12 protein-coding genes are annotated in these 14,927 nt (G+C 63.1%); 9 read left to right on the top strand and 3 right to left on the bottom strand.

Annotation, left to right across the window (positions count from 1 at the left end; genetic code table 11):
- The first annotated feature begins 6 nt into the window (after window positions 1–6).
- Entirely contained in the window at window positions 7–1,164 is a 1,158-nt protein-coding gene (locus FJ943_RS25405) for an ABC transporter permease (protein ID WP_015317136.1), read from the top strand.
- Between the two features lie 50 nt (window positions 1,165–1,214).
- On the top strand, window positions 1,215–3,536 hold the full coding sequence (locus FJ943_RS25410) for an ABC transporter ATP-binding protein (protein ID WP_015317137.1): 2,322 nt from the start codon (window positions 1,215–1,217) through the stop codon (window positions 3,534–3,536).
- A gap of 13 nt (window positions 3,537–3,549) precedes the next feature.
- Here FJ943_RS25410 and FJ943_RS25415 read toward each other — a convergent pair whose 3' ends face one another.
- Window positions 3,550–4,140 carry a transglycosylase SLT domain-containing protein gene (locus FJ943_RS25415; RefSeq protein ID WP_140726010.1) on the bottom strand — a complete coding sequence of 197 codons (591 nt, stop codon included), beginning with the start codon at window positions 4,138–4,140 and terminating at the stop codon, window positions 3,550–3,552.
- Between the two features lie 216 nt (window positions 4,141–4,356).
- Here FJ943_RS25415 and FJ943_RS25420 point away from each other — a divergent pair, with 216 nt between their 5' ends.
- Both FJ943_RS25420 and FJ943_RS25425 read left to right on the top strand, forming a co-directional pair.
- A complete protein-coding gene (locus tag FJ943_RS25420) occupies window positions 4,357–5,895 on the top strand; it encodes a trimethylamine methyltransferase family protein (RefSeq protein ID WP_140726013.1) in 1,539 nt (512 codons plus the stop codon).
- A 66-nt stretch (window positions 5,896–5,961) separates the two neighbouring features.
- Window positions 5,962–8,403 (top strand): FAD-dependent oxidoreductase, encoded by a 2,442-nt coding sequence (locus FJ943_RS25425; protein ID WP_140665325.1) that lies wholly within the window; start codon window positions 5,962–5,964, stop codon window positions 8,401–8,403.
- Window positions 8,404–8,417: 14 nt separating this feature from the next.
- Here the strand turns inward: FJ943_RS25425 and FJ943_RS25430 are convergent, their stop codons facing one another.
- Window positions 8,418–8,813 (bottom strand): DoxX family protein, encoded by a 396-nt coding sequence (locus FJ943_RS25430; RefSeq protein WP_140665323.1) that lies wholly within the window; start codon window positions 8,811–8,813, stop codon window positions 8,418–8,420.
- A 207-nt stretch (window positions 8,814–9,020) separates the two neighbouring features.
- Here FJ943_RS25430 and FJ943_RS25435 point away from each other — a divergent pair, with 207 nt between their 5' ends.
- Entirely contained in the window at window positions 9,021–9,509 is a 489-nt protein-coding gene (locus FJ943_RS25435) for a hypothetical protein (RefSeq protein WP_140726016.1), read from the top strand.
- A gap of 42 nt (window positions 9,510–9,551) precedes the next feature.
- Here the strand turns inward: FJ943_RS25435 and FJ943_RS25440 are convergent, their stop codons facing one another.
- Window positions 9,552–10,328 (bottom strand): VOC family protein, encoded by a 777-nt coding sequence (locus tag FJ943_RS25440; protein WP_015317143.1) that lies wholly within the window; start codon window positions 10,326–10,328, stop codon window positions 9,552–9,554.
- Window positions 10,329–10,506: 178 nt separating this feature from the next.
- On the opposite strand from FJ943_RS25440, the gene FJ943_RS25445 reads away from it, so the two are divergent.
- The 4 genes from FJ943_RS25445 to preA all read left to right on the top strand — a co-directional run bounded on the left by FJ943_RS25445 (window position 10,507) and on the right by preA (window position 14,883).
- Complete coding sequence (locus FJ943_RS25445; protein WP_015317144.1) at window positions 10,507–11,232, top strand: gamma-glutamylcyclotransferase; 726 nt, start codon at window positions 10,507–10,509, stop codon at window positions 11,230–11,232.
- A 121-nt stretch (window positions 11,233–11,353) separates the two neighbouring features.
- Complete coding sequence (locus FJ943_RS25450; protein WP_015317145.1) at window positions 11,354–12,709, top strand: NAD(P)-dependent oxidoreductase; 1,356 nt, start codon at window positions 11,354–11,356, stop codon at window positions 12,707–12,709.
- Window positions 12,710–12,714: 5 nt separating this feature from the next.
- On the top strand, window positions 12,715–13,557 hold the full coding sequence (locus tag FJ943_RS25455) for a methyltransferase domain-containing protein (protein WP_140726019.1): 843 nt from the start codon (window positions 12,715–12,717) through the stop codon (window positions 13,555–13,557).
- Window positions 13,558–13,569: 12 nt separating this feature from the next.
- Window positions 13,570–14,883 carry an NAD-dependent dihydropyrimidine dehydrogenase subunit PreA gene (gene preA / locus FJ943_RS25460; RefSeq protein ID WP_140726022.1) on the top strand — a complete coding sequence of 438 codons (1,314 nt, stop codon included), beginning with the start codon at window positions 13,570–13,572 and terminating at the stop codon, window positions 14,881–14,883.
- Window positions 14,884–14,927 lie beyond the last annotated feature (44 nt).

The following is a 14,927-nucleotide window of genomic DNA, read 5'->3' on the forward strand; positions in this document are numbered from 1 at the left end:
AGGCGCATGCAAGCTCAATATATCGGCGCCTCCACCATCATCCTCGAAGTGCTCTGGCGCTTCTGGCCGGTCTGGGCCGCGCTCGCCATCGTCATGGGTGCGAGCTTTCTCTACAAGAAGAAGCTGGCGCTCTACGGCCAGTTGTTCGACAGCGGCGTCGGCATAGCGGGCGTGTTCATCTGCCTGTTCTGGCTGTTCACGGCGATTTTCGCCTCGACCATCTCGCCTTTCGATCCGCTCGGCCAGATCCCGATCATGAAGGACACGCTGCCGGGCGCCATCGAACCGCAATCGGGGCTCGTCTACCTCTTCGGCGGCGACAAGCTCGCCCGCGACGTGTTCTCGCGCATGGTCTATGGCAGCCAGATCGTGTTGATCATCGCACCCGCCGCGACCGGTTTCGCGCTGATGGTCGGCATCACGCTTGGCCTGCCGGCCGGCTACTACGGCGGCAAGATCGATTCCATCCTGTCGTTCCTGGCCAACCTCGTGCTGGCCTTCCCGGTGATCCTCTTGTTCTACCTGCTGGTGACGCCCGGCATCATGGACACGCCGATCCCCTATGCGCTGGCCGGCGTCTTCTTCCTGTTTCCGATCATTTTCTTCAGCGTGCTGTTCTGGACACGCTACAAGAACCGGCCCGACCGGATTTATATCCTGCTCGGCCTGACACTGATCATCGGCGGCTGGATCTATCTCGGCCTTGTCTTCGACAGGGATCCGCTGCACATCGTCCACATCGATCCCAACCAGCTCAATATCTTCGTGGCGGTGGTGTTCGCCTCCAGCCCGGGCGTGTTCCGCATCGTGCGCGGCCTGGTGATGGACATCAAGACGCGCGACTATGTGGCGGCGGCGCAGACGCGCGGTGAATCGCCTTGGTACATCATGCTGTGGGAGATCCTGCCCAATGCGCGCGGGCCGCTGATTGTCGATGCCTGCCTGCGCATCGGCTACACCACCATACTGCTCGGCACGCTGGGTTACTTCGGCCTGGGCCTCGCGCCCGAGAGCCCGGACTGGGGTACGGCGATCAAGGATGCCAGCCGATTGCTGCGGTCCTTTATTCACCCGGCGCTGCCGCCGACGATCGCGTTGATGTCGTTCGTGCTGGGTCTCAACCTGCTCGCCGACTCACTGCGTGAGCAATCGATGAAGGATTGACGGCGGGGTCTCAGATCCCACTTGGCCAAGAATAAGGATTGGAGCGACCCATGAACGAGGCAGTTCGAAATCCGGCACAGCCGATCATCGAGATCGAGAACCTTTCGATCTCCTTCTTCACCCGCAAGGGCGAGATACCGGCCGTCATGGACTTTTCCTGCACGGTCATGCCGGGTGAGGCGATGGGCATCGTCGGCGAATCCGGTTGCGGCAAGTCGACCGTGTCGCTCGGCATCATGCGCGACCTCTCCAACATCGGAAAGATCGTTGGCGGCAAGATCAAGTTCCAGGGCAAGGACATGGGCGAGCTCTCCGACGAGGAGCTGCGCGCCATCCGCGGCAACAAGATCGCCATGATCTACCAGGAGCCGATGGCCAGCCTCAATCCGGCGATGAAGATCGGCCAGCAGCTGATGGAAGTGCCGTTGATCCACGACAAGGTGTCGACGAAAGAGGCCTACTCCAGGGCGCTCGAAATGGTGCGCTCGGTCAAGCTGCCCGATCCCGAGCGCATGATGCGCTCCTATCCGCACCAGCTTTCCGGCGGCCAGCAGCAGCGCATCGTTATCGCCATGGCGCTGCTGTCGAAGCCGGCGCTGCTTCTGCTCGACGAGCCGACGACGGCGCTCGACGTAACCGTGGAAGCGGGCATTGTCGATCTGGTCAAGGGGTTGGGCGAGAAGTTCGGCACCTCGATGATCTTCGTGTCGCACAATCTCGGCCTCATCCTGGAAACCTGCGACCGCATCACGGTGATGTATTCGGGCGAGGCAGTCGAGACCGGCAAGATCAAGGACGTCTTCGACCGGATGCGCCACCCCTATACGCAGGGGCTGTTCCGTTCGATCCCGCTGCCTGGCGCCGACAAGAACTCGCGGCCGCTGATCTCGATCCCGGGGCAATTGCCACTGCCGCACGAACGGCCCAAAGGCTGCAATTTCGGCCCGCGCTGCCACCATTTCGTCGAGGGCGTCTGCAACGCCGCCGAAATCCCGATGATCGAAGTCGCCGGACACGAGGGCCATTTCTCGCGCTGCGTGCGCTTCAACGAGATCGATTGGGAGGCATTGCCGCCCGGCGCCAAGAAGGTGAATGAGCGCGTCGTGCCCGGTGCGCCAGTACTCAAGATCGAGGACCTGCGGAAATACTACAAGGTCGGCGGCAGCGAGGTGTTCGGCTCGAGCGAAGGCCGCGTCGTCAAGGCCAACGAGACGATCTCGTTCATGGCACGCGAATCCGAGACCGTGGCCATCGTCGGCGAATCCGGCTGCGGAAAGTCGACGCTTGCCAAGGTATTGCTCGGGCTGGAAACCGCCAGCTCCGGCAGCGTCACGCTCGGCAACAAGGAAATCCAGTCGACCGGCATCGAGAAGCGCAGCGTCGACACCGTGTCGTCGATCCAGATGGTGTTCCAGAACCCGTTCGACACGCTGAACCCCAGCCATTCGGTCGGGTCGCAGATCATCCGGACGCTGGAAAAATTCAACGTCGGCAAGACCGTTGCCGACCGGCGCAAGCGCATGCTGGAACTGCTCGACCTGGTGAAACTGCCGCGGGCGTTCGAAACCCGCAAGCCGCGCCAGCTTTCCGGCGGCCAGAAGCAGCGTATCGGCGTGGCGCGAGCCTTCGCCGGCGACGCCAAGGTCGTGGTGGCCGACGAGCCGGTTTCGGCGCTCGACGTCTCGGTGCAGGCGGCGGTGACGGAACTGCTGATGGATATCCAGCGCAAGAACAAGACGACGATGCTGTTCATCAGCCACGATCTGTCTGTCGTGCGCTACATCGCCGACCGCGTCGTCGTCATGTATCTCGGCTATATCGTCGAGCAAGGCACGACAGACCAGATCTTCGCGCCGCCCTATCATCCCTATACCGAGGCGCTGCTCTCGGCGATCCCGATTGCAGACACCAGCGTGGTCAAGAAGCACATCGTGCTGGAAGGTGACATCCCCTCGGCGATGAACCCGCCGTCCGGCTGTCCGTTCCAGACACGTTGTGGCTACAAGAAGCTGGTGCCTGACAATCTGTGCGAGACCAAGGTGCCGCCGGTCAAGAATCTCGGCGATGGCCATATGAGCCTGTGCTGGCTCTCCGACGACGTGCTCAAGACCATGGAGCCGGTGATCAAGTTCGACAGGGAACATGCTGCCCATGAAGGCGTGCCTGACGACGCGCCGCATGGCGAAGGTCCGGGCTTTGCCGGCGAACCGCCGAAGCGGCCACATGGCAAGGTAGCGGGTGCTGAGGCCGACGCGATCGGGGAGGCCGCCGAGGAGGCGGACGCCGTTTCGCGGGCCCGTCGCCACGAAGTCCGCGACGAGGTGTCGGAAACCGGTGATTCAAAACCGAAGGACACGACAAAGCCGCACTAGCGCGGACAGGACATCAGCTCCCGCATTGCTGCAGCTGAACAGCATAGTCGCGGGCCATCTTGTCGGTGGCCCGTGCGTAGCCCTGGACGCCCGCATCGCCACGATTGCCGCGGCCATAGGCGGTCCAGCCTAGGTAATAGGCGAGGTAGAGGTTGTAGGTGTCGTTGCGCGCGACGCCGTATGTGTCGGCTGTCTTGGAATGATACCAGCCGACGAAGTCGACGGCGTCGGCGAATCTCGTGCGCCGCGCCGCCCAGTTGCCGGTTTCGCGCTGATATTGCGACCAGGTGCCGTCCAGCGCCTGCGAGAAGCCGGTGGCCGAGGAGACATGTTTCCACGGAATGAAGCCGAGCAGTTTGGTGCGCGGCGGCCGGGCGTTGCTCTTGAAGCCGGATTCCTTGCGCACCGTTGCCATCAGCACCGGCACCGGCACGCCGTATTTCTGTGAAGCGCGCTCGGCACCCGACTGCCAATTGTCGAACCAGCCATCGTTCTGGTCGAAGACGGCGCAGACATTGTTGATGTGACTGGGTGCCGTCGCGCAGGCCGAAAATGCCAGCAGCACGCCAACCGCTACAATTTTACTAAAACTCGACCTACGCATTGGATGAGCAATAGGCCGAAATCATAAAGGGAATCTTGCTGCCGCTGTTAACGCCTCGTCGGCACGGTCAGGTGAGAAAATGCCATAGCTGTATTCCGACGCCAATTGTCGCCTTTTATAAAGTCGTGCTGAGCATATGCCGCCTTGGCTAAAATCACGCCCGTAAACGGCGCATTTCTGACAGCTTGCGCGGTTTACCGAAGCTTTGATGCCGGCATGACCGAACCAAGACGCAAGCGCGGCGCCGAGCGTACCAGCAACCGGGGGCCAGCGCCCATCGCACAGCTGCGGCCCAGGCGGGTGATCAATCCCTATCCGCCGATGGCCTTGCTGTCACCAGACCAGATCGAGGCGATCCATCAGGCGTCGATGCACATATTGGAGAATTTCGGCATCGAGGTGATGAGCCCGCGTGCGCTGTCGCTGTTCGAGAAGGCCGGCGCCAAGGTCGATCACGCCTCGGCCAATGTGCGCGTCGATCGCGGCATGATCGACGAGGCGCTGAAGACAACGCGGTCCGGCTATACGCTGACCCCACGCAATCCGGCCAACACAATCCATCTCGGCGGCAACACCATCAATTTCACGCTGGTTGCGGGTCCTCCCAATGTGCATGACATGGAGCGGGGCCGCCGTGCCGGCAATCTGCGCGACTATGCTGATCTGACCAGGCTGGCGCAGCATTTCAACTGCGTCCACATGCTTGGCAACCAGGTCTGCGCACCGGTCGAACTGCCGGCCAACTCACGCCATCTCGATACGTACTTCACCAATCTGACGCTGACCGACAAGAGTTTTCATGTCTCGGCGATCGGCCGGGGCAGGGCGCTGGACGGCATCGAGATGATGGCGATCGCGCGTGGGATGACGCTGGCCCAGATGGCTGATGATCCCGGCATTGCCACCATCATCTCGGTCAACTCGCCGCGTCGCTTCGACGAGATGATGGCCGAGGGGCTGATGACCACGGCCGAGTACGGCCAGTCGGTGGCGGTGACACCGTTCACGTTGATGGGAGCGATGAGCCCGGTGACGCTGGCCGGGGCGCTGGCGCAGCAGAATGCCGAGGCGCTGTTCGGCGTCGTGCTGACGCAGCTGGTGCGGCCAGGCGCGCCCGTGATGTACGGCGCCTTCACCTCCAATGTCGACATGAAGTCGGGCGCGCCGGCCTTCGGCACGCCTGAAAACACCAAGGCCAACATCGTTTCGGGTCAATTGGCGCGCCGCTATGGCCTGCCATACCGGACGACGCCCGGTTCGGCTTCCAACGCCGCCGACGCGCAAGGCGCCTATGAGACGCTGATGGCGTTGTGGGGCGCGGTGCTTGGCCATGGCAATCTCGTCTACCACGCCGCCGGCTGGCAGGAGGGCGGGCTGACGGCTTCGTTCGAGAAATTCATCATCGACGTCGAGATGATCCAGCACATGATGGAGTTTTTGCGCCCGATCGTGGTCGATGAGGCCGAACTTGCCGTCGAGGCGCTGGGCGCGGTGCCGACCGGCGGCCATTTCTTCGGCGAGCCGCACACGCTGGAGCGCTACGCCACCGCCTTCTACCAGCCGATGCTCTCCAACTGGCAGAATTACGAAGCCTGGCAGGAGGCCGGCGGCCTCGACGCGACCGCGCGCGCGACGCGGCTGTGGAAGAAGGCGCTGGAGGATTATGTCGAGCCGGTGATGGACATCGCCGTACGCGAAGCGCTCGAGGCCTACGTGGCCAAGCGCAAGGAAGCGATCGGACAGGGCGAGCCGTGATGCGCCACGAACGTCCCGTTTTGAATCATCCCACCCATCCAACTAACTGATATCAGAGAAGAAACCATGAAATCGCATGCAAAGGTCGTGGTCATCGGCGGTGGCGTCGTCGGATGTTCGGTGCTGTTCCATCTCGCCCGTCATGGCTGGACCGACGTCGTGCTGCTGGAGCGCGACGAGCTGACCTCGGGCTCGACCTGGCACGCGGCCGGCGGCATGCACACGATCAATGGCGATCCCAACGTCGCCAAGCTGCAGAAATACACCATCAACCTCTACAAGGAGATCGAGGAGCTGTCGGGCCAGGCAACCGGCGTCCACCTGACCGGCGGCGTGCTTCTGGCGGCCACCGAGGCGCGGCTCGACTGGCTGCGCGGGGTGGTCGCCAAGGGCCGTTATCTCGGCATCGAGCTGGAGGAAATCTCCCCGAAAGAGGCGGCCGAACTGATGCCGCTGCTCGATCCCAAGCAGTTCGTCGGCGCCGTCCGCAACAAGGAGGACGGCCACCTCGATCCCTCCGGTGTCACCCACGCCTATGCCAAGGCGGCACGAAAACTCGGCGCCGAGGTGGAGCGCTTCACCAAGGTCGAGGATATCGTGCGCCGTCCCGACGGGCTGTGGCGCGTCATCACCAACAAGGGCGAGGTGGTGGCCGAGCATGTCGTCAATGCCGGCGGCCTGTGGGCGCGCGAGGTCGGCCGCATGGTTGGGCTCGAACTGCCAGTACTGGCGATGGAGCACATGTACCTGATCACCGAGGACATGCCGGAGGTTGCCGCCTGGAACCAGAAAACCGGCACCGAAATCATCCATGCGGTCGATTTCGACGGCGAACTCTATCTGCGCCAGGAACGCGGCGGCATGCTGATGGGCACCTATGAGAAAGCCAACAAACCATGGTCAGAATACCAGACGCCGTGGAATTTCGGCCATGAATTGCTGGCGCCGGATATCGACCGCATCGCGCCGTCGCTCGAGGTCGGTTTCCGGCATTTCCCGGCTTTCCAGAACACCGGCATCAAGCAGATCATCAATGGGCCCTTCACTTTCGCGCCCGACGGCAACCCGCTGGTCGGGCCGGTGCGCGGCCTGCCGGGCTTCTGGGTCGCCTGCGGCGTCATGGCCGGCTTCAGCCAGGGCGGTGGCGTTGGTCTGGCGCTATCCAACTGGATGATCGAGGGCGATCCCGGCGCCGATATCTGGGCGATGGATGTTGCGCGCTACGGCGACTGGGCGACGATGGCCTACACCAACGCCAAGGTGCGCGAAAACTATTCCCGGCGTTTTTCGATCCGCTTCCCCAACGAGGAACTGCCGGCCGGGCGGCCGCTAAAGACGACGCCCGTCTATGACCTGTTGTCGGCCAAGGGTGCGCAGTGGGGCGTCGCCTACGGGCTGGAAGTGCCGCTCTGGTACGCGCCGGAAGGCGTCAAGGACGAGTTCTCATGGCGGCGCTCGAGCGACTTCAGCCATGTCGCCGCCGAAGTCGCGACGGTTCGCGCAGGCGTCGGCTTGTCGGAGATATCGAGCTTCGCCAAATACAAGGTGACGGGCGAGGGGGCCGCGGCCTGGCTCGACCGGATGCTCGCCTGCAAGCTGCCGAAGCCCGGCCGGATGACGCTCGCCCCGATGCTGAAGGACGACGGCAGGCTGATCGGCGATTTCACGCTGGCCAATCTCAGCCCGCAAGGTCGGGAAGAAGCGGGCTGGTTCCTGGCCGGCTCCGGCATTGCCGAGCAATATCACATGCGCTGGTTCGAGCAGCATCTGCCCGACGATGGCTCGGTCCATATCGAAGCGCTGGGACAAAAGCTTACCGGCCTGTCGATTGCCGGCCCCAAGGCCAGGGACGTGCTGGCGAAAGCCACGCGCTCCGACATCTCGAACGCGGCATTTCCCTTCATGGCCGTCGGCAAGATGGATGTCGGCATGGCGCCATGCCTGGTCGGCCGCGTCAGCTACACCGGCGATCTCGGCTACGAGATCTGGGTGGTGCCGGAATATCAGCGTGCCGCCTATCAGGCGCTGATGGCGGCGGGGGCGGAATTCGGCATCGGTCTGTTCGGCTCGCGCGCGCTCAACGCGCTGCGGCTGGAGAAGAACTACGGCTCATGGGGGCGCGAATACCGGCCGATCTATGGGCCGCTGGAAGCCGGCATCGATCGTTTCGTCGCCTACGGCAAGGACGCAGATTTCATCGGCAAGGCGGCGGCTCTGGCCGAGCGCAAACAGGGCGGCAAGTTGCGGCTGCGCGCCTTCATCGTCGATGCCGACGATGCCGATGTCATCGGCGACGAACCGATCTGGTTCGGTGGCGCGGTGCGCGGCTGGGTGACGTCGGGCGGCTATGCCCATCATTCGAAGAAGTCGGTCGCTGTCGGCTATGTGCCGAAGGAGATCGCAGAGGAGAGCGACGGCTTCGAAATCGAATTGCTGGGCAAACGGCATGCGGCGCGCATTCAGGCGGCGCCGCTGTTCGATGCGAATTTCGAACGGATGCGGGGGTGACCCCCCGCATGGGATCATGCGCCGCGGCGGTTGTCGAGCGCGAAGGCGCCGGCGCCGGCAAAGACCAGATAGAGGAAGATGAAGCAGAACGAGATCGCCGAATCGCCGCTGTTGTTGACGGGGAAGAAGTCGCGCGGCATGTGCGCCATGAAATAGGCGATCGCCATTTCGCCGGCCAGAAGGAATGCGACCGGGCGGGTGAAAAGGCCCAGCGCCAGCAGAATGCCACCGGCGAATTCGAGGATGCCGGCTGCTAACGGCAGTCCGCTCAACGCGGTGGCTGCGTGGTCGCTGGCGGGGAAATTGAACAGTTTCTGCGTGCCGTGCTCGATGAACTGCAGCGCGGTCATGATGCGCAGAACGCCAAGCGCCTGCGGCTGGTATCTGGCAAGGCCATCGAAAAGCTTCATCCAAAACTCCGTTTGGCTTCTCGGACCGGCCATAGGTTATTGCCCGGCAGTGGACCATTCACATCCCATGGCCAGCCATCAACAATTGGTGATTGGAAATGTTCCCCGCCTTTCATATTGTTCTCGTAAAGATTGCATTTTTGCCTGTTTGGTTGTATTGGTTGTAGGCGTCGATTTGGATGCTCTTCACATGTGGGTCCCCTTGCCATGAAAAAAGTCGCCATCAGCCTGTTCGCAATCCTTGTGAGTACCAGTTTAGCCATGGCCGAGGACGCCGGCTGCGAAGCCTTCAGATGGCCGGTGACGCGCGAACAGGCGCTGTTTGCAACGGCACCCTCAACGCCGTCCGGAGCGACACTGGCAGTAGGGGCGGCCGCGGATCTGGCGCTGGTGCCGGCCGAGAAGGCCGGCTTTGCGGTGCCGCCCGAACGCGCACCTGCGGAAGGCACATTCGGCGCTGTCGCCAGTGTGGCGGTGCCGCCGGAGGGGACCATCCAGATCAGCCTGTCGGGCGAGGCCTGGGTCGATGTTATCCAGGACGGCAAAGCCGTGAAATCGTCCGGCTATAGCGGCGTCAAGACGTGTCCCGGCATCCGCAAAAGCGTGCGCTTCAAACTCGCGGCCGGCCAGGCCACCGTCCAGTTCAGCGGTGCCAGGAAAGAGACCCTCAAGGTCGCGGTGCTGGCACCGGAATAAGTCGACGCCAGCAAGCGTGATATCAGCGGTTGACGCGGGCGCTTATCGCACCGGCGCCATCAAAGCGAAGTGCGCGCCTTGCGGATCCTGGCATTGCACGACCCAGCTGCCTCCGGGGACCTCCATCGGTCCCATCAGGATCTTGCCGCCATTGTCGGTGACGCGTTTTGCGGCCGCGTCGATGCCGGTGACGTTAAAATAGAACTGCCAGACCGGCACCGGAATCTGCTCGGGCTTGTTCATGATGCCACCGCCGGATTCGGGGCCGGCGGTAAAGGTCTGGTAAGTGCCCATCGGCCCCATGTCGAATTCGCCGGCATTGGCCCAGCCGAACTGGCTGGAATAGAAGTCAAACGCGGCCTTCCAGTCGCTCGTATAAAGCTCATGCCAGCCGATATGGCCCGGCGTGCTGGCCGGCACGACGGGCTGGTCGGGGCCGTTCGGCTGCAGGAGCATGAAGGTCGCGCCTTGCGGATCGGCCACGACGGCAAAGCGGCCGACGCCTGGAATGTCGTCGGGCTGGCGGTGAACGGCGCCCCCCGCCTTTTCCAGCGACGCTGTTGCCGCGTCGACATCCCTGGCGTGGATGTAGCCCAGCCAGGCGGGCGGCATGCCCATCTTGGCGGCATCCTGAGGCATCGTCATCAGGCCGCCGACGCCACGCTCGCCGGCATTCATGACGACATAGCGCGGCATGCCTGGAGCCTTATCGAAGGGCTCGGCCTTCCAGCCCACCACGGCGGGGTAGAAAGCCTCGGCGGCGTCGAGGTCTGATGTCATCAGTTCGTACCAGAAGAAGGGCATCGGGGATTGTGGCATGGTCGGTCTCCTCACCTTTGTGCGCCGATCGTCGTTCGATCCATCCTAGGACGATCTTGACGACGGAAATCCGACATCTGGGCTGGAAATCGGGAACGGCAAGGCGCACCCTCTTGGCAATCTTGCGTGTCTTGCGATTTTCGCCTTTGCTTGGCCTCGAGGAGGAGGTCGTCGTTCCATGCGGCAGATGTCACTTACAGCCGAGCTTGTCGCACTGTGCCATCGCGACGAGGCCGATCCCGGGCCCAGCGGCGGCTGGACGCAACTGAGCGACGAGGATTTCCGGGTCCTTTCCGCGCGGCTCGCCGATGAAGCAGATGCGGGGCCGCTATGGGTGTTCGCCTATGGCTCGCTGATCTGGAAGCCGGCTTTCGAGTCCGTCGAACGCCAGCGTGCCACCGCCCATGGCTGGCACCGCTCGTTCTGCATCGACATGGTTCGCTGGCGCGGCAGCGTCGCGCAGCCTGGGCTGATGATGGCCCTCGAACGCGGCGGGCGGTGCGATGGTGTGATCTACCGTTTGCCGGAAGGGGAGAAGACTGCTCAGATCGAAAGGCTGTTGCGGCGCGAGATCGACGATCATGAGAGCGTCGCTTCGGTCAGGTGGGTCTCGGTGCGTACGGCGCAAGGGCATCTTCGGGCGCTGGGTTTCTGGGTCGGGGTGACGGGCAGGGGCACTTCGCTCGGGCAGCCGCTGGACCGGGTGGCGCGGGTGCTGGCGCGGGCCTGTGGCCATGTCGGATCGGGCGCCGAATATCTCTACAACACCGTCAGCCACCTCGAGGAATTCGGCATTCGCGACCGCAATCTGTGGCGCCTGCAGCAATTGGTCGCCGACGAAATCAGGTCTATCCATGGCAATGGCAGGGGTGGCGGCCTTATCCCAGTGTCACCGTCATCATAACATGAATACCACTATCATGTTTTCTTCCAGTCTTTTCAACGGTTTGTGCCAAAAATTGACCAATTGATAAAAAAATAAAACGTGCTAGCCTTCCCCAAAACGAAAACATGGGGAACTGAGAATGCCAGAAGGCCAGTTCAAAGAGGGTATTGTCGGCGGCCGGCTTCTGCCCGACCAATACGCGGATAATTTTTCCGACCTGCATCCCCCGCTCGATCATCACGAGGCGCTGGTCGAATCCGACCGCTGCTATTTCTGCTACGACGCGCCGTGCATGAACGCATGCCCGACCTCGATCGACATTCCGCTGTTCATCCGCCAGATCTCGACCGGTAACCCGATCGGCTCGGCCAAGACCATCTTCGACCAGAACATTTTGGGCGGCATGTGCGCCCGCGTCTGCCCCACCGAGACGCTGTGCGAGGAGGTTTGCGTGCGCGAGGTTGCGGAAGGCAAGCCGGTCCAGATCGGTCGTCTGCAGCGCTACGCCACCGATGTCGCGATGAGCGAGAGCAGGCAATTTTATCCGCGCGCCGAGCCGACAGGAAAAACCGTAGCCGTCGTCGGCGCCGGCCCGGCTGGTCTTGCCGCGGCGCACCGGCTCGCCCGCCATGGCCATGACGTGACCATCCTGGAGGCGCGCCCGAAGGCGGGCGGCCTCAACGAATATGGCATCGCCGCATATAAGAGCGTCGACAACTTTGCCCAGGCCGAGGTCGACTATGTCACCGCGATCGGCGGCATCGACATCCAGAATGGCAAGGCGCTCGGCCGCGATTACCAGCTCTCCGACCTGATCCGCAATTACGACGCCGTTTTCCTTGGCATGGGGCTTGGCGGTGTCAACGCGCTGCGCGCCGATGGCGAGGATGCCGCCGGCGTCACCAACGCGGTCGAATTCATTGCCGAACTGCGCCAGGCCAGCGACCTCTCCGGATTGCCGGTCGGCCGCCGCGTCGTCGTCATCGGCGGCGGCATGACGGCGATCGACGCCGCCGTGCAGTCGAAGCTGCTTGGCGCCGAGGAGGTGACGATCTGCTACCGGCGCGGCCAGGAGCATATGAACGCCTCCGAATTCGAACAGGACCTGGCCGCCGCCAATGGCGTCACCATCCGTCACTGGCTGCAGCCGAAGCGGGTGATTGCCGAAGGCGGCAAGGTCAGTGCCATCGAACTCGAATACACGGCACTCGACGGCGACCGGCTTGCCGGCACCGGCGAGACGCTGACGCTGGTTGCCGACCAGGTGTTCAAGGCCATCGGCCAGAGTTTCGTGCCGGCTGCACTCAACGGCAGCGGGGCGTCGATCGATCTCGAAGCCGGCCGTATCAAGGTCGACGCGGAAGGGCGCACATCGCTGGCCAAGGTCTGGGCCGGCGGCGACTGCATTTTTGGTGGCGACGACCTGACCGTTTCGGCTGTGGCGCAAGGCCGCGACGCGGCGGAAAGCATCCACAGGAGCCTGACCCAGGGATAAGGACCATGGCCACGGTGGAACCGGGCATTGCCCGTCACTACGAGATTTCAGGCCTGGAGGAGCGGATTCTTGCCGCGCTTGCCGACACCGGCGTGGAAATTGACCATCTGAGCGCTGACGATCTCGCAGCGGTCGACGAATTCCACATTGGCGGCGTGGCCGCCACCAGGGAACTCATCGACCAGATGGGGCTGAAGCCTGGAGCCCGGCTTCTCGACATCGGTTCAGGCATCGGCGGCCCGGCCCGTTTTGCCGCGAACAATGCCGGCGCCGATGTCACCGGCATCGACCTGACCCAAAGCTATGTCGATATCGCGACCAGCCTGTCGAAACGGGTGGGGATGGCCGGCAAGACGCGCTTCGTGGAAGGCAGCGCGTTGGACATGCCGTTCGCCAAGGCCAGCTTCGATGCGGCAATGATCCTGCATGTCGGCATGAACCTTCCCGACAAGGCCAAGCTGATGAGCGAGGCCGCCCGCGTGCTGAAGCCCGGCGGTGTCTTTGCCGTCTATGACGTGATGCGGCTCAAGGATGGAGCACTGACCTATCCGCTGCCATGGGCCTCCGACGCGACCATGTCGTTCGTCGCCACGCTTGCTGATTATCGAGCCGCCGCCACCGTCTGCGGCTTTTCAGTAATCGCCGAGCGCCCGCGCGGCGCTTTCGCCATCGAATTCTTCGCCACCATGCGTGCCCGCATGGCCGCCGCGCAGGCCGAGGGCAAAAAGCCGCCGCCCGGCGTCGGCCTGATCATGGGCGAGGATGCCCGCACCAAGATCGCTAATCTCACCGCCGCGCTTGAAGGCGGCAGTCTTGCACCCGTGGAAATGCTCCTTCGTCTCCGTTGAAAGGGACCTGTCATGGCTGACATCAGAAACAATTTCGTCGGCATCAAATCGCCCAATCCGTTCTGGCTGGCCTCGGCACCGCCGACCGACAAGGCCTACAACGTCATCCGCGCTTTCAAGGCAGGTTGGGGCGGTGTGGTCTGGAAGACATTGGGCGAAGAGGGGCCGCCGGTGGTCAACGTCAACGGCCCGCGCTATGGTGCGATCTGGGGTGCCGACCGGCGCCTGCTCGGCCTCAACAACATCGAACTGATCACCGACCGCGATTTGCAGACCAATCTGCGCGAGATGAAGCAGGTCAAGACGGATTGGCCCGACCGTGCGCTGATCGCCTCGATCATGGTGCCCTGCGTCGAGGAGAGCTGGAAATCGATCCTGCCGCTGGTCGAGGAGACCGGCGCCGACGGCATCGAGCTCAATTTCGGTTGTCCGCACGGCATGTCGGAACGCGGCATGGGCGCGGCCGTCGGCCAGGTGCCGGAATATATCGAAATGGTGGTGCGCTGGTGCAAGCAATATACGCGCATGCCCGTCATCACCAAGCTGACGCCCAACATCGCCGATATCCGCAAGCCGGCGCGGGCAGCGCATGCCGGCGGCACCGACGCGGTGTCGCTGATCAACACCATCAATTCGATCACCGGCGTCGACCTCGACAGTTTCGCGCCGATGCCGACCATCGATGGCAAGGGTTCGCATGGCGGCTATTGCGGCCCGGCGGTGAAGCCGATCGCCATGAACATGGTGGCCGAGATCGCCCGCGATCCCGAAACCCGCGGCCTGCCGATCTCCGGCATTGGCGGCATCACCACGTGGCGGGACGCCGCCGAATTCATGGCGCTAGGCGCCGGCAATGTGCAGGTCTGCACGGCGGCGATGACCTACGGCTTCAAGATCGTGCAGGAGATGATCGCCGGCCTCGAAAACTGGATGGACGAGAAGGGCCACCGCTCGCTCGACGACATTATCGGCCGCGCCACGCCCAACGTCACCGACTGGCAGTATCTCAACCTCAACTATGTCGCCAAGGCGCATATCGACCAGGATGCCTGCATCAAATGCGGCCGCTGCCACATCGCCTGCGAGGACACCTCGCACCAGGCGATCACCAGCATGGTCAACGGCGTCAGGCATTTCGAGGTGATCGAGGCCGAATGCGTCGGCTGCAATCTGTGCGTCAATGTCTGCCCTGTCGACAATTGCATCACCATGGAACCGCTGGCCGCCGGCGCGTTGGACCAGCGCACCGGCAGACCTGTGTCGCCGGTCTATGCCAACTGGACCACGCACCCGAACAACCCGATGGCCAAGGTGGCGGCGGAGTAGGGCAACCTTTCAAAAGCGGCGTCTCCGGGCGTCGCTTTTTCATT

Source organism: Mesorhizobium sp. B2-3-10 (assembly GCF_006442275.1).
Classification (GTDB): domain Bacteria; phylum Pseudomonadota; class Alphaproteobacteria; order Rhizobiales; family Rhizobiaceae; genus Mesorhizobium; species Mesorhizobium australicum.